Genomic DNA, 21,814 nt, shown 5'->3' on the forward strand with positions numbered 1-21,814 from the left:
CCCGGACGCCCAATAATCGGCATCCGGGTCACCGCTCACACAGCGCCATTAGCCGCCGGCGCCATCTGTCGCATCACTCACCGGCTCGCTGGCGACGTCGCCGCGCAAAGATTCCAGCAGCGTATCGACATCGCCCATACTGCCGCGCGCCTCTTCCGGCAGCACACCCAGGATGTCCTGCATCATCTGCTCGATCATGCCCTGCATTTCAGCATTGGTGAGGCCATTTTTAAGCGCCTCTTCCACCGCCTCGCGTGCGGATTCCACCGCTTGCTGCGCCTGCTCATTGGCTGCCAGGGCTGAGTTCTGCGCATTGTTCATCAGCTCTGCCCGTCGCTCAGCCATTTCTGCCAGCATCGCCTCGCTGCTTGCCGCACTATCTCCGCTGGGTACCTGGCCTCCCGGCTGCGCCTCGCGCATGGCCTTGATCGCCGCCAGTGCGGCGGCCAGTTTCTGTTCGGCAATCTCACGCACCTCGTCCGGCAGCTCAATGTTGTTGAGCAGATCCTGGGCGCTCTCGGTGTCTTCGATCACTTGCAGGGTAATATCCAGGTCGGCCATCTCGGCAGCCTCCACTGCGGCCTGCAGATCCGCTTCGGCGGCCATTTCCTGTTGTGCCCACACCACTGAAGACAGCGGCAATAAACCGGCGAGTAACACAGGGTATAAAACACTGTTGCAAGCAGCGGATTTACGGGTTGTGGATGGAATCTTTGACATAGTCCTTTACCTCGATGGATTAAAGTTGCGTCATCGTCTGATTGGTCGGCGGAACCGCGTAGCGCAGGGTTTTTCTGGCTCCTCGGTATTCCACCTCTACCGTCAATTGCCCGGCAGTTTTACGCTCGAAACTGGGGTCTAGCTCCAGGGGCAGCGTGATTTGATTGGCGCCTGCAGCAATGTCCGCCTGCCATTCCAGCAGCTGTACATCGGCGTACCCCTGGATACGGGTGTGCGCCGGGAGTTGCACCCGAATGATTGCGCCATTCAACGCAACAGGGCTGTCCAGGCGTACCGTCAGTGGCCGAACTCCAGCGGTACTGACACCAGCGATTACTTCAGATTTGTGGTCAGAACTTGTCAGCAGTGGCGCCAGCCACAGGCCCAGCAACAGGCTTGCGGCCATCGCAACAGACAGTCGCAACCGGTTCCCTGTCACTTTCTGCGAAGCGATTCGCGCATGGTCGCGATGGGTGAAGACCCTGGCCATCAGCCGCGATTCGAACTCCTCGCCCGGATCCGGCGCAGGTAACGCTCTGAGCGCCTGCTGCAGCTGCTCACTCGATATTTTCGTCCGCATGACTCGCTCCTGCACTCTGATACTCACACTCTCAACACCGATGCACTTGCGCCAGTGCGGCGCGGCGAAAACTCCCCTAGGAGCAAACGCAGTTTTTTGCGTGCCCGGTGCAACCGAGACTTCACCGTGCCCAACTGCAGCGTGAGAATATCCGCCACCTCTTCTGCGGTATAACCCTCAACATCGTGCAGCATCACCACCTCCCGCCAACCTTCCGGGAGCGCCGATAGGGCCACCGCCAGGCTACGACGCAGATCCAGACGCGCAAATTCACAACTACCAGGCTCTTCAGTGCCACCCGCGATAGCAATGCATCCATCCACCGTGTCGCAGTCGCTGAAAGGTATATGATCGTCCACCGGCGAAGCGCGGCGTCGGCGATACAGATCCACATAGCGACGATACAAAACCTTCGCCAACCAGGGACCCAGCCGCTCGATCGCGTCCAGCTCATCCACCTTTGGTAGCAGCCCCAGCATCAGGTCCTGCACCAGATCCTCGGCTTCCTGCGCACTACCGCACAGGCGGAATGCCACGCGATGCAATTGCCGCAGGTGGGGAAATACCAGCGCAACAAAACGATCTTCCTGCGCACGCCGTCGACTCAGAAACCAGGCCTTCACTACCGCACTCCTTTGCCCTGGAACCGGCGACCACAATTTGCCGGCTTCTGCACCTATACACGAAGCGGGAGACCAAAAGGTTCCCACTCAATTGGAAAAGACTGAAAAAATTAAAGCAGGCAGGAGCGGCCGAGCGCGGGACGAAACCAGGTACAGGTCTCAAAAAATGCAAAATAAAGGCAGTGAGCTGCCAGTTATTTCCTGACGTGATTACCCTGAAAAATTGGCACAAAAAAAGCCGGGCGGAGTTTCCGGCCGGCTTTTCTCGCTTGTGAAATGTGGGGTGTTCAGCGTGTCCGCTGGCGCACCGCCTCGAACAGGCACACACCCGTGGCGACGGAGACGTTCAGGCTGCTGACCTCCCCCGCCATGGGGATTTTAATCAGGTGATCGCAGTTTTCCCGGGTCAGTCGGCGCAACCCTGGCCCTTCGGCACCCATCACCAGGGCAATGGGGCCAGTCAGTGATGACTGATAGACATCCTGCTCCGCCTCGCCGGCGGCGCCGAAAATCCACACCCCGGCCTGCTGCAGCATTTTCAGGGTTCGCGCCAGATTGGTGACGGTAATAAACGGCAGCACTTCGGCGGCGCCACAGGCGACTTTTCTTGCCGTGGGTGTCAGCCCCGCAGCGTTATCCTTGGGTGCGATGACCGCGTGCACCCCGGCGGCCTCGGCCGAGCGCAGGCAGGCGCCAAGGTTATGGGGGTCGGTAACCCCGTCGAGAATCAGCAGAAATGGCGCTTCGCTTTTGCCTTCCAGTTGCTGCAGCAATGACTTGAGGTACTGCTCGTCGTACACCCGGGTTTCACCGGCACAAATCGCCACCGCGCCCTGGTGATTGCCTTCGTCGGCGACCTTTTCATCTAGGGCCTTGCGATCCACAAAGCGGATGGTGATCTCATTCTGTTCTGCCTGGCGGATAATTTTCTGCAGTTTCTGATCTTTGCGCCCGCGCAGCAACAGCAGTTCCTGTACCTGCTGGGGGGAGCTTTTCAACAGGGCCTGCACCGCGTGCAGGCCGTATACCAATTGCTGGGCCACGGCTTACTTCTTCCTACCTGGACTGTTCTTGCTGGATTTTTTCTTGAGCTTTTTCTTGCCGGCTTTCTTGGCAATTTCGGCCTTGGCCGCCTTGTGCGCGGCCTTGCGCGCGGCCACTGCCGGTCGTTTGCCACCCTTGCGCGTCGGCGATTTTCTCGGTCCGCGCTTCTTCCTCGGCAGTTCGCCGTCCAGGCCGGGCTCCGAATCTTCGGTATCCGGTGAATCGCTCGGCAGCGCCTTTGAGGGGCGAACAACCTCGACGTCGTCACTGCCTACCTTGCGCCGGCGAATCGGACGCGGTGCATCGCTATCGTCCGCGCCTTCTTTCTTTTTCAAACCTCCGCCCCAGGGGCTGGCTTTTTCCGCCTCCGCGCTGAAATCGGATTTACCTTTGCGCTTGCGCTCCTGCTGGAACTCCACCGCCATTTCCATTGCTCGACCACTTACTTCTGTTGCGTCTTTGTTACTTTTCTTCGGCTTTTTCGCCGCCTTTGCCGGCGTATCCGTTTCGGCTACGTCCTCCAGCGATTTGTCGCGCTTACCAACTTTGGGCTTGCGGTATTTGGGGTTCTGGTACGAAGGGCGCGGATGCAATTCGACAAAGGTGAAATCCACCTTGCGCTCCTCCAGGTCCACCCGCGCCACCTGCACGGTGACACCATCACCCAGGTGATAGCGCGCCCCGCTGCGCTCGCCGATCAAACGCTGGTGCGCCTGCTCGAAGTTGTAGTAATCCTTGGGCAGCGCCGTAACGTGAATCAAACCCTCCACATAGAGGTCGTCGAGCTCCACAAACAGGCCGAAGCCGGTGACGGCACTGATCACACCGCGGTACACCTCGCCCACATGATCCTGCAGGTATTCGCATTTGAGCCAGCTGACCACATCGCGGGTGGCATCGTCGGCGCGGCGCTCGGTCATCGAGCAGTGCTCTCCCAGCTCCACCATGGCCGGCATGTCATAGGGCAGGATCGTCTCGCGCGCCAGCGCGTGGGCACCGGGGGCCTGGCGCACCCGATCTGCAATCGGCTTGGGGTTGGCGCTGCCATTGCGGACCAGCCAGCGCAGGCCGCGGTGCAACAGCAGATCCGGGTAGCGACGGATTGGCGACGTAAAATGCGCGTAAGCGCGATAATCCAGGCCAAAATGGCCGCGATTCTCCGGCTGGTACACCGCTTGGTTCATCGAGCGCAGCAGCATGGTCTGGATGATATGGAAATCCGGCCGTCCCTCTACCTGCGCCAGCAACGCTTGATAGTCACTGGGCTGGGGCTCACTGCCCCCCTCGAGGCGCAGGCCCAGCTCACCGAGATAGGCGCGCAGGTTTTCCAGTCGCTCCTGTTTGGGAATATCGTGCACCCGATAGAGCGCGGGCAGTTCCGACAGCTCCATCAGCTCGGCGGCGCAGACGTTGGCAGCGAGCATGCACTCTTCGATCATCTTGTGCGCGTCGTTGCGCTGCACCGGGACTATGCGCTCGATCTTGCGCGTGGCATCAAAAATGATGCGGGTCTCGGTGGTTTCAAAATCGATGGCACCACGTCTGTCCCGTGCACTGCGCAGGGCTTTGTACAGATCGTGCAGGTTATCGATATGTGGTGTGAGCGCGGCAAACTGCTTGCGCAGGCCACTGTCGCGGTTATCCCGCTCGTCTACCAGCTCACCCACCTGGGTATAAGTAAAGCGTGCATGGCTGCGCATCAGGCCTTCAAAAAACTGGTAGCCGAGAATGCTGCCGCTCTCGTCGATGCGCATTTCGCACACCATGCACAGGCGATCCACTTCCGGGTTCAGGGAACAGAGGCCATTGGAGAGTTTCTCCGGCAGCATGGGCACCACGAAATCCGGGAAGTACACCGAGTTACCGCGCTGATGCGCTTCCACATCCAGTGCGCTGCCTACCTGCACGTAGTGGGATACATCGGCGATCGCCACCAGCAGCTTCCAGTTGCCGTCCGGCAACAACTCGCAGAACACCGCGTCGTCAAAATCCCGCGCATCTTCGCCATCAATAGTGACCAGTGGCAGCTGGCGCAGGTCGATGCGGGCCTTTTTGTCCGCCTCCAGCACCTCGTCGGCAATAGTGTCCACTTGGGCATTGACCGCCGCCGGCCAGGTGTGCGGGATGCCGTAATTGCGGATGGCAACATCAATTTCCATCCCCGGCGCCAGATGGTCCCCGAGCACTTCGCTCACCTCACCCTGGGGCAGGTTGTCGCGACCGGGCTGGGTGGTGATGTCCACCACCACATACTGGCCACTGACGGCGTCGGCGCACTTGCCTTCGGCAATCAGCACATCCAGGGTCAGGCGGGGGTTGTCCGGGCGCACGAAACAGATGCCGTCTTCACGGTACAGGCGGCCGGCCAGTTGCTGGGTATTGTGCTTGATGACCCGCACCACGGCGCCTTCGCGCTTGCCGCGAAATCCTCCGGGAGTTTCCCGTACCAGCACCTCATCGCCGTCAAATACCTTGCGCATCTGGCGGTGGGACAGGAACAGGTCATCGCTGCCGTCGCCAGGCGACACAAAGCCAAAGCCATCGCGATGGCCGATCACACGGCCTCGCACCAGGCTCATCTTGTCGAGCACGCCAAAGTCGCCGGCGCGATTACTGGCAATCTGGCCGTCCCGGGACATGGCGATCAGGCGTCGACGCACGCCCTCGCGGCGATCTTCGTCGTCGAGGCTCAGCAGGTCTGCCACGGCCTCCCAGGCCAGAGGCTCCGACTGCTGTTCCAGCAGGTCCAGCAGGAATTCGCGGCTGGGAACGGGCTTTTCGTACTTTTCTGCCTCGCGCTTCGCATGAGGGTCTTCTTTGGAGACCGCCTCAGGAGCAGGTGCGGAGGGAGAGTTAGGTTTGTCTTGATTCAAAACAGCTTCCATTGTTCTGCGGTTGGCCACGCAGTCTGCGCGGCCCCGGGGTACACCGGGCACAGGGGGTATGAGTGGGTGCAAGCGCTTGGTCCATGTCGATGTGGTGATGGACAAAGGTTGAGAGTGGCGAATGCCTGATTGTTCGATGGGACCGCCTGGCGGCCCTGAGTCTTGCACATTGCGGGCAGTATAAGCGATTTGGCCACCAATTCCCGATCCGTTTTACCCGCGGCGAGCGAATTAGTGACCTGGCCGTCAATTGGGCGGCAGCAAATTTCACGAAAATCGTTGACACCCCCGGGGCAAATCCCTATAGTGCGCGTCCTCAGCGGAGCACACCGCTGAAAGCCCAGGTGGCGGAATTGGTAGACGCGCTAGCTTCAGGTGCTAGTGGCCTTACGGTCGTGGAAGTTCAAGTCTTCTCCTGGGCACCATAATTCGCAAAAAGGCCGACTCGCAAGAGTCGGCCTTTTTCGTTTCTGCCCTCCGGCAACCGCCCTCTGCCAGCGCCCGACTCCCATCCTGCAATCGCATTCTGGCAAGCCGGGCACCGCACCCAGACATCAGCCGGTATTGCGCATTCCCGCCGCAATACCCGCAATTGTCACCATCAGGGCGCTCTCCAGTACCGGATCTTCCTCGCGATTGCGCAAACGCTCCATCAGCTCCGCCTGCAACAGGTGCAGCGGATCGGTGTAGGGGTCGCGCACGCGGATGGACCAGCGCATCACCGGGTTGTTATCCAGCAGACTCTCGCGCCCGGTGAGGCGACTGAGCGCATTGACGGTGCGCGCCAGGCGGCTGCGCAGCTCGACACCGAGGCGTTGCAGCTCCGGGTCACTGGTCAGGCGCTCTTCATACCACAGAGCCACGCGGGGATCTGACTTGGCCAGCACCATCTCCAGCATGTCCACCACGGTGTGGAAGAAAGGCCACTGTTCGCTCATTTCGCGCAGGGTATCCGGGGCATTTTCCAGTCCGGTCTCCAGTGCCGCCCCGGTGCCCAGCCAGGCGGGCAACATCAGGCGCATCTGGGTCCAGGCGAAGACCCAGGGAATGGCGCGCAGGGTTTCCACACCACCGCCGGGCTTGCGTCGCGCCGGGCGGCTGCCGAGGGCCAGGCGGCTCAGTTCGGTTTCCGGGGTAACGGTGCGCAGGTAGGACACTAGTGCCGGATCATCCTGCACCACCTCGCGATAGGCGCGCACCGAGGCCTGGGTCAGGCGATCCATTTCCGCGCGCCACTCGGGGCGGGGCTCCGCCGGTGGCAACAGGGTAGCCTCAAGGGTTGCAGCCACATACTGCTCCAGGTTGTATGCAGCAACGGAGGGACGACCGTACTTGAAGCGGATCATCTCGCCCTGCTCGGTAACCCGGATACGACCCGCCACGGACCCCGGCGGTTGCGACAGCAGCGCCATGCGCGTGGGCGAACCGCCGCGGGAGATGGAACCGCCGCGGCCGTGGAACAGGGTCAGCGGGATACCGTATTCGCGGCAGATACCTGTCAGCTTTTCCTGAGCGCGGAACTGGGCCCAGGCAGCACCAAGGAAACCCGCGTCCTTGGCGGAGTCGGAATAGCCGATCATCACCTCCTGGCCGGCGGCAACACGCTCGCGGTAGAAGGGAATTTCCAGCAGTGCATTCATGGTGTCGAATGCATTGTTGAGATCGTCCAGAGTCTCAAATAGCGGCACCACCCGCATGGGCTCGCGCACACCGGCAATTTTCTGCAGCAACATCACCGCGAGCACGTCGGAGGAGGTCCGGGCCATGGAGATTACATAAGCACCCAGCCCCTCTGGGCCCTGCTCGGCAATTACCTGGCAGGTGTCGAGAATTTCCCGCACTTCATCGGTACAGAATTCGCTACGATAGAAAGCGCCATTGATCAGCGGGCGGCGGTTTTCCAATTCCGCCAACAGGAATTTCTGTTTTACCGACTCGCCCCACTCCATATAGCTCCCGAGGTCGAGGAAGCGGGTAATGGCATCGATCGCCGCCGCATGACGGGTGGATTCCTGACGGATATCCAGACGCAGCAGGGTGATACCAAAACAGTTGAGTCGGCGCAGGGTGTCTTTCAGCTGACCGTCGGCGATGGCCGCGAGACCCACCGCACGCAGGGAGCGGTCGATCAGACTCAGCTCCAGATGCAGCTCACTGCCGCTCGCGTAAATTTCACCTTCAGGCTCGACGCTGCCGTTAACACGCGCTTCCATCAGCGCGCGGGTATTGCGCAGGCGGTCGCGCACTTCCCGCAACAGCAGGCGGTAAGGTTCCTGGCTGGGGCCAGTGCGGGCCAGCAGCTCATCGCTGGCGCGGTGCATAGACAGGTCTGCCAGCAGGCTCTCAACATCCCGCAAATAGAGGTCGGCCGCCATCCAGCGAGCCAGGGTCAGTACCTGCCGGGTCACCTTGGCCGTCACATTGGGGTTGCCGTCGCGGTCGCCACCCATCCAGGAAGCGAAACGGATGGGCACCCAGTCGGAAGGCAGAGGATCGAGGCCAGCCAGGGCCAGCTCGTCTTCGATTTCACGCATCCCCTGGGGCACCGCCTGCCACAGGGACTGCTCGATGGTCGCGAAGCCCCACTTGGCCTCATCCACCGGGGTCGGGCGCTCGCGACGGATTTCGTCGGTGCACCAGGCGGACAATATCTGCTCGCGCAACAGGCGACGCAGCCGCTCCGCCTCTTCCGGAGTACAGTCAGGGCGATCCAGGCCAGTCAGCAGGTCCGCCATCTGGTCGTATTTGCGAATCAGAGTGCGTCGGGTAACTTCGGTGGGGTGAGCGGTAAGCACCAGTTCAACGGAAAGGTCGGCGAGCACCTGGCGAATCTGCTCGGGATTCACGTCGGCCTTTTTGAGCTCTTCCAATACCTGGCGCAGACCGCGGTCGGTATCCGGGTCACCGGGGAAACGTTCGTGCTGGCGACGCAGGCGCTCACGGTGGCGCTGCTCGGCAATATTGGCCAGGTTCAGGAACTGACTGAAGGCTCGCGCCACCTCCAGCAGAGTCTCATCGTCCAGCGGATCCAGTAACTCCCGTAGTTTCCCTACAGGCATTTCGCCCTGACCGCGACTCTCCACCGCGACCTGGCGAATGGTCTCCACGGTATCAAACAATTCCTCACCGGCCTGCCCGCGCAGTACGGCGCCCAGCTCTTCGCCCAGCAGACGAACGTCCTCTCTGAGCGGCGCATTCTGGTCTTGATCCATGGTCAAATCCCCCCTTACCGGAACAAAAATTTGCCCTATTCTACATATTTCCCGCGGAAGTGAGATGCCTCCGGGGCACTTTTTGTAAAAAAACTACAAAAAAGACACCCACACAGACCTCATGGGTCACACCTGACAATTGACACCCCCGATAAAATGGCTATAGTGCGCAGCCTCAACAGCGCATAACGCTGTTTGCCCAGGTGGCGGAATTGGTAGACGCGCTAGCTTCAGGTGCTAGTGGCCTTACGGTCGTGGAAGTTCAAGTCTTCTCCTGGGCACCATCTTTACAAAAAAGGCCGACTCGCAAGAGTCGGCCTTTTTTGTTGTGCGCGGAATCCTCCTGAGGAGCCCCCTGAAGACTCTCCCCGAAAACTCCCGGCATATGCACCACATGCAGGAAGCCCGCCGGACCGAATCGCCCGGCAGACTCCAGCACTGCGTACTTGCCCCGCGGTTAATTGCCTCCGGCAGCAACCGGCACCGCGCGACGGCGCTCCTCCTCTTCCTGCTCATCCATTGGCAGCAACTCACCGCCATGCAGGCGTACTTCCGGCAGGTTCAGCACATCAATACCCAGGCTGTAGGGCGCCACCTCACTGAAGATACCCGGATCCAGTTGCGCAATATCGTCTACCGGGTTCTGCACTGCCGACTTCAGCCCCTGCGACGTCTGGCTACTGGCAATAGAGACACCTTTGTTACCCACGGCGGTAAACGCGGGCAGTTGCCCTTCAAAGGCCGGCTCGTAATAGAAGAGCGAAACGATATCCACAGACTCGGTGACATTCAGACGCAGCGGATTGATCACGGTGCCGATATTGCTCCACAGTTGCGGATCGTTACCCAGGCGGGCTGTGCCCGCGGTGACGTGGGTATCGCGGAAGCTTTCCGCCGTCAACAGTCCGAAACCGGAACTGGCCAGCGACAAGTTACCGCGGCCGACGTTGATCTGGCCGATCACCAGATCGTCTTTCTCGACAATCGCCACATCGATATTGCCAACGCTCGAACGGAGCGTCAGGGACTCGAGCTCGGACTCGATATCCATATCCCCCGCCAGGGTCAGATCCGCACTGCGTGCCTTCAGCGAGCCGCCAATAGCGGCACGACTATTACTCACCAGCACCAGGTCGCCGCTGCCGTCATAGGCCAGGGTCATACCGCCACTGGAGAAATCGACACCAGCGCCATCACCAGACGCGGTGAAATCCAGTTGCTGATTCGTGAGCAGGTTAAGGCCGCCCGCACCATCCACGAGTGTCTCAAAACCGGTAAACGCGAATTCTCCGACGCTGTTCTGGGCATCGACGCCACCGGTAATCTGCCACTGCTGGTCGGCCAGCTGCGTTTCCAGCTGGTCACTCCCCTCACCGGCAGACAACTGCGCAGGCTGGCTGCCGCCGAGAATCTGCAACACATCGTCTCCAGACCCCAGCAGTAAGCTATCGAGCAATGTACCCTTCATCACCACGGTGTCGTTGCCATCACCGGTATCCAGTGACGTCAGGGTGCCGCCCTCCAGGCTGAAGCTATCCGCACCACTACCGGCGACGATCTGCTCGAAACCACTGAAGGCAACGGATTCTCCCCCTCCGGACACACTGCCCCCGGCGCCCCCGATAACCCAACTCATATCCGCATTCAAACCGTAGAGTGTATCGCTGCCGGCACTTGCGTTGATGGTATCTACCGCGGCAAAGGTTACCCCGGCCATTTCCAGGTTAGCCGGGCCCGTCATCAAATAATCGGTCCCGAAAGACGGTCCGGAATAGACTCCGGTATTTTCGACTTGCTCAAGGTTCTCAAACAGCACGCTGATGGATTCGACTGTTGCCACCGCGCCACCGGCAACCAGCGCCCCGTCTTCGCTGACGGAAGCCCAGCTACCGGCGCCACCGCTGACAGAGTCGGCACCGCCGCCAGCATCGACACGGGCGATACCATCAAAATCGATACCCGCTGCAGTAATACCGCCATCACTTGCCAGGTCAAATGTATCCGCTGACGCCGTCCCCAGAAGTGAATCGGCGCCGCCATTACCCACGAGCTGACCGATACCACTGAAATCGATACCTTCAACATTCAGGGAACCCAATACACCGCCAAGGACAAACTGCTCTGCAGCAGATGTACCTGTCAGGCGGGCATTTGCCGTTACAACGCGGTCGATGCCGTTAAAGGTGACGCCGTTCGCGGCCACTCGCGCACCGCTGACAAGCTGCCAGTTGTCCGCATCGCTGACTACCTCGTTATTGCCCTCACTACCGGCAAATACTTCGGCAACACTGTCAAACAGCATTCCGAGCACGGAAATTTCGCTCGTTTCTGAACTCAACGCGAAGCTTTCAGACACGCTGTTTTGGGTGCCATCAATGATCGCCGACTCCGTGGAGATCTGCTCGATTCCCAAGAAGCTAACCCCGGCGGCACTGGCACTGCCGGCACCGGCACCCAGCGCCCAACGCTCTCCGCTCGCGGTCTCTACGCGGTCGGCGCCAACCCCGGCATTTACCGCGACCACATCCTCAAATGCGATACCGCCCGCAACCAAGCTGCCCGCGGCATCGAGAGTGAACAGGGTATCTGCATCGCTACCATTGACGATGCCACTGCCACCGCTGGCCTGTTCCACATTACTGAACGCCATTGCGGCGTGATTGAGGGCACCCGCTTCAGAACCCAGCTGCCAGTCACTGCTTTCGTGACCGACAATGGAATCGGAACCACCGGCCCCCGCCACCGCGGATACATCACTGAATGCAATGCCGGCACTGGATAGGGCGCCATCGCCTGTCACCGTAAACTGGTCATCCCCTGCACTTCCGGTCACAGCACCGGAGGACGACACCGTGGTCACACCGGTCACACTGATCTGGCCACTGGTCACTGCCCCTGCGCCATTCAGGGTTACGCCATTCCAGGCCGCAAGATCGATATTTCCGCCTTCCAGAGTCACGCTCTGCAGGCCGCTGAAGCTGGAAGCTCCGGCAGCCAGTGTACCGCTGCCGGTAACCTGCGCCTGCTCCTGCCCGCTAATCGCGAGACTTGCGCCCTGCCCCTGGAAAAGCTCCACCCCGGTAAACTGGATGTTTTCATGGGTAACCGAGTCGTCCGCCGCCAGTGCGTAGCCCTGCCCCGTGCGGGAAGTGACTTCATCCTCTTCGCCATTTCCACCGGACACGGTTTCCAGATTGCGGAATGTCAATCCGTTCACCGACAGGGCGCCGCTTGCCAGCATCTCAAACTGTTCCGCAGCAGTGGAGCCAAGCAGCGCAGTGGTGCTCACCGTGTCTATGCCACTGAATGCCATCGCACTACTGGTGAAGGCGCCATCCGTTTCCGCGAGGTTTACGGCAGCGAGTGCGCTGACATCATCGCTACCGATACCGCCCTCGACCGTATTCACTCCCGTAAAGCTGACTCCGTCCGCCTGCAACGCATTGTCAGCGGTAACCACAAAATTGTGCCCGCTATCATCTCCGACGATACGCCCGGCACCGCCAGAAAAGGTCTCTACCGCAGAAACACTGACACCATCATGGGTCAGGCTGGCCGCATTCTGCGCAAGCAGCCAGTCCGCACTTGCGGCACTGACAAAGGTATCGGCACCGGCACCGCCGCCAAGTACACCGACGCCATTAAACGCCTGGCTGCCAACGGTGATTACACCATCGCTGCCGTATTCAAACTGATCGGCGCCACTGCTGCCGATCAGGGTTCCTGTTTTTGCCTGCGCTATTCCCGTCAATGTCAGAGCACCTGCAAGCAAGTCACCCGCGGTATCCGACAAGGTCAACCCGGCATCAAATGCGCTGGCATTCAGGGTGTCGTTGCCCGACAGCCCGTCCACAAAAGACATATCGTTGACGGTAAGCGCGCCGACAGAAACACTGCCGTCGCTATTCAGAACGAAGTCATCCTGGTTGCCGGTGCCGTAAAGACCGGCATTCAGCGCATTGAGGATTTCTACGTTGAGGAAGGCAATACTGTTATTTTCTGCACTGCTGTCGCCGGTTACTGTCCAGTCCGAACCACTGAATCCCGTTACCGTATCGGTGCCGCCTTTTCCGTCCACCTGGGTGGAAGAAGAAATCTCAAAGCCATTGATGGTGACATTGCCATCTTCACTAAAGGCAATTTCATCATCGCCGTCAGTGGCTTCCAGAAACCCTACCAGCACCTTGCCAATATCGTAAAACGCAATGCCCTCCGCAGTAACAAAGGTTTTGTCTTCACTCAAATTGGCGGAGCCGCTGGAACTGATGCTGTTGCTACCTTCATTGCCGTTCACCTGGCTCAACCCGGAGATCGCCAGGCCCGCGACAGAAATTGCACCGGTACCAGTAACCCGGAACGTCTCATCGCCGGCGCTACCGTCCAGCTCCGATACTTGAGCAGAATTGAAGGCCTTGAAGGTCAGGGTATCTTCCGCCTTCAGCTCCCCGTCGGTGCCCGTCAGGGTGAGGGATTCACCGTAGCCGCTGGCATCCAGCTGGTCGCCAACGTCGGTGTCCGTGGCACCGCCGCCGAGCACTTCACTCAGGCCAGTAAAGTTCATGGCTTCGTAGCCAACGGTCAGACCATCGGCGCTGTCGGTGAGCGCAAACTCGTCATTGCCACTGGTGCCTGTGAGCGTGGCGGCAGAGGTTTTGATGGTGATGAAGTCATTAAAATCGATGCCGTTACTGCTCGCGGTGTCGGCATCGATCAGTGCCCAGTCGAGGCCGCTGGCGCTGGAAACGCTGTTGCTGGCGCCACCGGAAGTCACGCTGGTCATGCCAGTGAACAGGATATTGCGGGCGGTGATGCTGCTGCCACTCAGGGCAAACACATCATCTTGGTCGCTGCCGTTCAGGGATCCGGCTTGCGCCGAGACCAGCCCGGTGAAGGTGGCGCTTGCCGCACTTACTTCGCGATTATTGCCGGTCAGGGTCAGGCCATTGGTATAGGCGCTGGCATTGAGGTTCGCGCTGCCCGATCCATTGTAAGTTTCGATTTCACTGAAGGTGATACCGTCGTGATCCACCGTCCCGGTATTGTTCAGGATATACCCCTGGCCACTACGAGAGGTGACCACATCGGCCTCGGTGCCAGTTCCAGTTCCGCCTTTGACGGTAACCAGGTCACTGAATTCGATGTTGGCAACTGTGAGCTCTCCAGCGCCGGTCATGAGAAAAGTCTCGTTAGAGACACTGCCCTGCAGGATGGACGCGCTGGCGGAATCAATACCGGTAAAATCAATTGAGCTGGTGTTAAAGACACCATCGCTACCGGCCAGTGTGACCTGGGCAACAGCCTCAACATCATCCGTTGCGGTGCCGGCATCGACTTTGGTTATGCCATTAAACTGATGGGTCGTATCGATCTCGACGCCATTACTGCCAGTGAGCAAAAAATTGTGGTCGCTATCATCGCCGACAATGCGTCCCGTTCCGCCGCTAAAGTTTGTAATGTTGCTGGTGGTAAGACTGCCGTGGGTAATGCTCGACAGGTTTTGAGTCAGACCCCAGTCCCGATCTGCGGCACTGTTCAGGGTATCGACACTACCGCTAGCGCCGTCCAGATCAGAAACATCGTAGAAGTTGTAGCCCGCAAAGGTATCGACGGTGAGAGTGCCACCGGAGCTAAGAGTGAAAATCTCACTACCGGTGGTGCCGGTCAGCTTGTCAGTGGTGATTTCGGTCACCGCCGTAATGGCCAGGTCACCAGCATCCACCTGGCCGGTGGTCGCAGTCAGGGTAATTCCCGGGGTAAAGGCGCTGGCATCAAGCGTATCGTTACCGCCATTGCCTTTGAGAGACGACATACCGGAGATGGTCATGCTGATTTCATCAGCATCGTTGAGCAGGGACACGCTACCGCCACTAGTCAGCGCAAAAGCATCGATACCGGTTGTGCCCAGAAGGTCGGCGCTCACGGCAGTGAGGGTCTCGGCATTGTTAAAGGTGATGCCGTTATTTCTGGCGCTGGTCTGGCTCAGAAGCTCCCAGTCCTGCCCGGACTTACCGGTTACGCTGTCGTTATCACCACCTCGGGTATCGATGGTGGTAACCCCTTCAACCTGGATGCCATTGACGAGTAAATTGTCGGCGTCATAGGTAATAACGTCATCACCGGTGGTCGCATCCAGTGCGCCCGCACTGATCGCGCCCAGGTCGTAGAAATTGATACCGCTGCTGGCCACATAGCCAGTTTCCATTGACGGCGTGTCTACCGCGACCAGCTTGTCACTGCCAGATTGGCCGTGCACTTCAGAAAGCCCGGAAAGGTTAAGGGCGGCAACTGTCAGTGCCTGATCGCCAGTAACAGCAAACTCTTCGTAACTGTCCGTTGCCGTCAGGTTGGCGAGAATGGCGGAATTGAGGGCCTTGAAGGTCAGGGTGTTGTCGGCCTGCAGCTCCCCGTCGATGCCCGTCAGGGTGAGGGATTCACCGTAGCCGCTGGCATCCAGCTGGTCGCCAACATCGGTGTCCGCGGCGCCGCCGCCGAGCACTTCACTCAGGCCAGTAAAGTTCATGGCTTCGTAGCCAACGGTCAGGCCATCGGCGCTGTCGGTGAGCGCAAACTCGTCGTTGCCACTGGTGCCGGTGAGGGTGGCCGCAGAGGTTTTGATGGTGACAAAGTCATTAAAATCGATGCCGTTACTGCTCGCGGTGTCGGCATCGGTCAGTGCCCAGTCGAGGCCGCTGGCGCTGGAAACGCTGTTGCTGGCGCCACCGGAAGTCACGCTGGTCATGCCGGTGAACAGGATATTGCGGGCGGTGATGCCGCTGCCACTCAGGGCAAACACATCGTCCTGGTCGCTGCCGTTCAAGGATCCGGCTTGCGCCGAGACCAGCCCGGTGAAGGTGGCGCTTGCCGCACTTACTTCGCGATTATTGCCGGTCAGAGCAAGGCCATTGGTATAGGCGCTGGCATTGAGGTTCGCGCTACCTGCGCCATTGTAGGTTTCGATTTCACTGAAGGTGATACCGTCGTGATCCACCGTCCCGGTTCCGTTCAGGATATACCCCTGGCCACTGCGGGAGGTGACCACATCGGCCTCGGTGCCAGTTCCAGTTCCGCCTTTGACGGTAACCAGGTCACTGAATTCGATGTTGGCAACTGTGAGCTCTCCAGCGCCGGTCATGAGAAAAGTCTCGTTAGAGACACTGCCCTGCAGGATGGACGCGCTGGCGGAATCAATACCGGTAAAATCAATTGAGCTGGTGTTAAAGACACCATCGCTACCGGCCAGTGTGACCTGGGCAACAGCCTCAACATCATCCGTTGCGGTGCCGGCATCGACTTTGGTTATGCCATTAAACTGATGGGTCGTATCGATCTCGACGCCATTACTGCCAGTGAGCAAAAAATTGTGGTCGCTATCATCGCCGACAATGCGTCCCGTTCCGCCGCTAAAGTTTGTAATGTTGCTGGTGGTAAGACTGCCGTGGGTAATGCTCGACAGGTTTTGAGTCAGACCCCAGTCCCGATCTGCGGCACTGTTCAGGGTATCGACACTACCGCTAGCGCCGTCCAGATCAGAAACATCGTAGAAGTTGTAGCCCGCAAAGGTATCGACGGTGAGAGTGCCACCGGAGCTAAGAGTGAAAATCTCACTACCGGTGGTGCCGGTCAGCTTGTCAGTGGTGATTTCGGTCACCGCCGTAATGGCCAGGTCACCAGCATCCACCTGGCCGGTGGTCGCAGTCAGGGTAATTCCCGGGGTAAAGGCGCTGGCATCAAGCGTATCGTTACCGCCATTGCCTTTGAGAGACGACATACCGGAGATGGTCATGCTGATTTCATCAGCATCGTTGAGCAGGGACACGCTACCGCCACTAGTCAGCGCAAAAGCATCGATACCGGTTGTGCCCAGAAGGTCGGCGCTCACGGCAGTGAGGGTCTCGGCATTGTTAAAGGTGATGCCGTTATTTCTGGCGCTGGTCTGGCTCAGAAGCTCCCAGTCCTGCCCGGACTTACCGGTTACGCTGTCGTTATCACCACCTCGGGTATCGATGGTGGTAACCCCTTCAACCTGGATGCCATTGACGAGTAAATTGTCGGCGTCATAGGTAATAACGTCATCACCGGTGGTCGCATCCAGTGCGCCCGCACTGATCGCGCCCAGGTCGTAGAAATTGATACCGCTGCTGGCCACATAGCCAGTTTCCATTGACGGCGTGTCTACCGCGACCAGCTTGTCACTGCCAGATTGGCCGTGCACTTCAGAAAGCCCGGAAAGGTTAAGGGCGGCAACTGTCAGTGCCTGATCGCCAGTAACAGCAAACTCTTCGTAACTGTCCGTTGCCGTCAGGTTGGCGAGAATGGCGGAATTGAGGGCCTTGAAGGTCAGGGTGTTGTCGGCCTGCAGCTCCCCGTCGATGCCCGTCAGGGTGAGGGATTCACCGTAGCCGCTGGCATCCAGCTGGTCGCCAACATCGGTGTCCGCGGCGCCGCCGCCGAGCACTTCACTCAGGCCAGTAAAGTTCATGGCTTCGTAGCCAACGGTCAGGCCATCGGCGCTGTCGGTGAGCGCAAACTCGTCGTTGCCACTGGTGCCGGTGAGGGTGGCCGCAGAGGTTTTGATGGTGACAAAGTCATTAAAATCGATGCCGTTACTGCTCGCGGTGTCGGCATCGGTCAGTGCCCAGTCGAGGCCGCTGGCGCTGGAAACGCTGTTGCTGGCGCCACCGGAAGTCACGCTGGTCATGCCGGTGAACAGGATATTGCGGGCGGTGATGCCGCTGCCACTCAGGGCAAACACATCGTCCTGGTCGCTGCCGTTCAAGGATCCGGCTTGCGCCGAGACCAGCCCGGTGAAGGTGGCGCTTGCCGCACTTACTTCGCGATTATTGCCGGTCAGAGCAAGGCCATTGGTATAGGCGCTGGCATTGAGGTTCGCGCTACCTGCGCCATTGTAGGTTTCGATTTCACTGAAGGTGATACCGTCGTGATCCACCGTCCCGGTTCCGTTCAGGATATACCCCTGGCCACTGCGGGAGGTGACCACATCGGCCTCGGTGCCAGTTCCAGTTCCGCCTTTGACGGTAACCAGGTCACTGAATTCGATGTTGGCAACTGTGAGCTCTCCAGCGCCGGTCATGAGAAAAGTCTCGCTAGAAACACTACCCTGCAGGGTGGACGCGCTGGCGGAATCAATACCGGTAAAATCGATCAGGCTGCTGTTGAAGGCACCGTTACTACCGGCCAGAGTGACATCCGCTATGGCTTCGACATCGTCGGTGCCGGTGCCGGCATCCACCTTGGCGATGCCTGTAAACTGGTGGCTACCGTTGACCTGAACCGCGTTGTCGCCAGTGACCACAAAATCGTGGCCGCTGACATCGCCGACAACGCGACCCGAGCCGCCGTCAAAGGTGGTGATATTACTGGCGCTGAGGCTGCCGTGGGTAATGCTCGACAAGTTTTGAGTCAGACCCCAGTCCCGATCTGCAGCACTGTTCAGGGTATCGGCACTACCGCTAGCGCCGTCCAGATCAGAAACGTCGTAGAAGTTGTAGCCTGCAAAGGTATCGACGGTGAGAGTGCCTTCGGAGCTAAGAGTGAAAATCTCACTACCGGTGGTGCCGGTCAGCTTGCCAGTGGTGATCTGGCTCACGCCCTTGATGACCAGAGAACCGGCATTCAATTGCTCAGCAGTACCAGACAGTGCAATACCACCTGCGTAACCTTGTGCATTCAGGGAAAGGTCAGCGAGTGTGCTAACTTTAAAGTCAGTCCCTTTAGTCAATTGAGCAAGGCCTGTAATTTCAGTTTGACCAACAATTACATCTGCATCGCTATCCAGCTGAAATAGCGCACCTTCGTTATAGCTCAGCACGCCATCGGAAGTATTGATAGTGTCCATATCGACGACGTTAACATTAACGTTATTGTCAGGATCACCGTCCCCATTCGTAAACTTAGTACCTCCATTAAACGTCCAGTTATCGTCCCATCCGATAACTTCAATACCATTCGCAGTACCCTGAACAACCTCTAGATTCCGAAACTCGATATTGCTTCCGGTTGCCGCATACACATATCCATAGGTACTGTGTTCGCTACGTGAAAATGTGGTAGTGACACTCTCCGCATCTCTCGCTGCAAGCAGGTAGGTGTCTACTTCGGTAAGCTCTGAAATCAATATTCCATCGGAGCCATCTTCCTTAATCACGCGGACGCTATCTGAGTCTTCCTGCAGCCTCACACCGTACACATAACTTGAGGCGTCAAGTGTGATAGTGCCACCGCCTTGACTAGCATTGAGGACCTTATTCAAATCGGAAAACAAGATACCGTAAATGCCTACCGCACCTGATGTGTCGACAATGAATTCGTTATCCTCATTTTTTTCTGCCGTTAGATCAGCGCCATTGGAGGTGACCAGCCATCCACCACTAAAATGTATACCCTGGTTAGTCACACCGCCTTTATCCACAATCCAGTTACCTGTGGAATTAACCTTATGATCTGAAGAACCACCAATCAGCGCCTCAAGCCCGCTAGCCTCAAAGCTTGAATCGCTAAATTCAATATTGTTCGATGCAATTACATTCAATTCAGCAGCACTTAGGTTGCTAAGATCCAGTGTATCTATTTCATTGCCACCAACTACACCGCCGGCGACAAGCTCACTTACACCACTGAAAACATAGCCAGCATAAGTATCAACCGTAATATCGCCGTCGGATTCCAGCGTAAATGTTTCAGCAGCAGATGTACCGGTTAGCGTTCCGATCGTGACCTGGGGAGTATTGGTGATGGTTACGCCGTCGGCAACCAGCTGCCCTGCGAATCCAGTAAGATTAATACCGGCAGTTAATGCGCTGGCATCAATGTGATCCTCACCAGCACGTCCATCAACTGCAGAAATACCATAGAAATCAACAGCGGCGTAATTCAGCGCATCGTCAGTGAGGGTGAAAAGGTCTTCCTCACCAACAACGCTACTGTCAACTCCGTACAGGGTTACGCCATCGCCGACCACAATGCTGTTTGCACCCTGGATATCGGCGATCGCATTTGAATCACCATGTAAGCTAACCACTCCCGAATCCACTTCAACGGAAGCAATCGCCTCAGATTCCGTATCCGAAACGGCCAGGGAAATACTGCTGACGTTGAACCGATGGTTGCCACCTAAATCCTGAACATTCAGTTTTTCGTTCGCACGAACATCCCCCAGGTCACTGGCAACAAGGCTACCGGCTTCATCTGCACCGACTTGGCCAACGGTTAACGAGAAAGCATTGACGTCTACATCGGCCGAGTTGGTAAATCCATTTTTTGCGACGACATTCAGGTTACCGCTTGACTCCTGGATATCTCCATTGACCGTGACAGAGCCAGTTTCAGCGGAAATTGTGACGCCACCATTATTCGCCAGTGCCTGGGTTAGCGATTCAGATGTAATACAGTTTGTTACACAGTCAACGCCATCTACTGCAAGACTCGTAGTGGTAAGCTGCCAGTGACCGCCGGTAGTGTCGTCGCTTGCGGTGATAACGGAAACATCGCCGTCAAGTGACACGTCGGCAGAAGTGATGACGGCGCCGCCAGAATTATCCGATCCTCGACCAATTGCACTAATCGTTCCATCGAGGCTCAAATTCGCCGATGCCGAGATCGTTATATCACCGCCACTGGCTAAGGTTTCGGTCTCAACATCAGCTCCGCTAACGGCATCGAATTCGGTATAGGTACTGGCATCTGCAATTAACGCACTGCCAGAACCCAGTACAATATCTGTCGCACTAAGACTAATCTCACCAGCGCGCACATCCTCAACAGGGTCTAATGGTTCACTTAAAGTACCGTTGCTTACTTTAATTACTCCGCCATTATTGATCGCGGCGGAACCAGCCGATGACGCCCCAAGAGTAATCGTGCCACCGGTTGTATCTATGCCCGCCGCCAGTACCGTCCCAGTGTTATTGACCGCTGCACTAACCATTGCATCAGCAGCTCCGGCTTCCATTAGCACATGAACAGCTTCAATATCACCGCTGTTCATAATTTCGATCAACCCAGAAAATTCTTCAGAGAGACTGGCATTACTAATAGCGAAACCAGAATAACTACCATTATCGAGGGTCAGGGTTACTTCCCCACCGGCTAACAGGTTGACACGCCCACTCGCCACGTTCACGTCAGGAAATGAACCTAATGCAGAAAGATCTGTGCTGTTCTGCAAGCTGGAACCAATCAAAGTGATCTCACCGGCCACTATATCGCCACTCGTCGTAACGACACCGGGTGTACCCTCACCTCCTTCTGCCAGTGAAAATACAGAGTCACCTGTGTTACTGGTAACATCTCCAGACATCGCCGCCACGGTTAAAGCCGCAACATTAACCGATGAGCCGGAACCAAACATTACGCCGCGAGGGTTGATCAAAACCACATGACCGTCAGACCACAGGTTTCCCTGGATATCGGTTGTCCCCTCGAGCACTCGGTTGATGACCATCGCAGAGCGGTCGAACCCACCATCAACGCCGGTGAAGTCGAAATTGACGGTTTCATCGCCTAATATGACAAAACTATCCCAGTCGATGTGAGCAAAACTACCATCGATGGTATAAGTGGTTTCACCTACTGCAGGTGTGCTGGTTATATCTGCAAGATCGACCGAACCGCCATCAATCGTGACGCTATTTGCATTACCCGGCGCAGCCATGACTGGCTGCGATACCGCCAAGCCCATTCCCGCCACACTCACCGCAACAGAGAGCAAATTTCGTTTCATGTTCATGATGA

General features: G+C 57.9%; 7 protein-coding genes and 2 tRNA genes. 2 read left to right on the forward strand and 7 right to left on the reverse strand.

Annotation, left to right across the window (positions count from 1 at the left end; translation table 11 throughout):
* Window positions 1-48: 48 nt before the first annotated feature.
* The 5 genes from GRX76_RS01225 to rnr all read right to left on the reverse strand — a co-directional run bounded on the left by GRX76_RS01225 (window position 49) and on the right by rnr (window position 5,840).
* Window positions 49-720: a hypothetical protein gene (locus tag GRX76_RS01225; RefSeq protein ID WP_160151632.1), complete on the reverse strand. Its 672-nt coding sequence runs from the start codon at window positions 718-720 to the stop codon at window positions 49-51.
* 19 nt (window positions 721-739) lie between these two features.
* Entirely contained in the window at window positions 740-1,300 is a 561-nt protein-coding gene (locus tag GRX76_RS01230) for a hypothetical protein (RefSeq protein WP_160151633.1), read from the reverse strand.
* 23 nt (window positions 1,301-1,323) lie between these two features.
* Window positions 1,324-1,923 (reverse strand): RNA polymerase sigma factor, encoded by a 600-nt coding sequence (locus GRX76_RS01235; protein ID WP_160151634.1) that lies wholly within the window; start codon window positions 1,921-1,923, stop codon window positions 1,324-1,326.
* 287 nt (window positions 1,924-2,210) lie between these two features.
* A complete protein-coding gene (gene rlmB / locus GRX76_RS01240) occupies window positions 2,211-2,966 on the reverse strand; it encodes a 23S rRNA (guanosine(2251)-2'-O)-methyltransferase RlmB (RefSeq protein WP_160151635.1) in 756 nt (251 codons plus the stop codon).
* A 3-nt stretch (window positions 2,967-2,969) separates the two neighbouring features.
* Window positions 2,970-5,840 carry a ribonuclease R gene (gene rnr / locus GRX76_RS01245; protein ID WP_370463939.1) on the reverse strand — a complete coding sequence of 957 codons (2,871 nt, stop codon included), beginning with the start codon at window positions 5,838-5,840 and terminating at the stop codon, window positions 2,970-2,972.
* Window positions 5,841-6,190: 350 nt separating this feature from the next.
* Here rnr and GRX76_RS01250 point away from each other — a divergent pair.
* Window positions 6,191-6,277, forward strand: a tRNA-Leu gene (locus GRX76_RS01250).
* A 129-nt stretch (window positions 6,278-6,406) separates the two neighbouring features.
* On the opposite strand, the gene ppc is transcribed toward GRX76_RS01250, so the two are convergent.
* Window positions 6,407-9,064 (reverse strand): phosphoenolpyruvate carboxylase, encoded by a 2,658-nt coding sequence (gene ppc / locus GRX76_RS01255; RefSeq protein ID WP_160151637.1) that lies wholly within the window; start codon window positions 9,062-9,064, stop codon window positions 6,407-6,409.
* Between the two features lie 197 nt (window positions 9,065-9,261).
* Between ppc and GRX76_RS01260 the strand changes: the two genes are divergently transcribed.
* Window positions 9,262-9,348 (forward strand) — tRNA-Leu (locus tag GRX76_RS01260).
* Window positions 9,349-9,521: 173 nt separating this feature from the next.
* Here GRX76_RS01260 and GRX76_RS01265 read toward each other — a convergent pair.
* A complete protein-coding gene (locus GRX76_RS01265; RefSeq protein ID WP_160151638.1) occupies window positions 9,522-21,809 on the reverse strand; it encodes a filamentous hemagglutinin N-terminal domain-containing protein in 12,288 nt (4,095 codons plus the stop codon).
* Window positions 21,810-21,814: the final 5 nt, after the last annotated feature.

It is taken from the genome of Microbulbifer sp. ALW1 (genome assembly GCF_009903625.1).
Taxonomy (GTDB): domain Bacteria; phylum Pseudomonadota; class Gammaproteobacteria; order Pseudomonadales; family Cellvibrionaceae; genus Microbulbifer.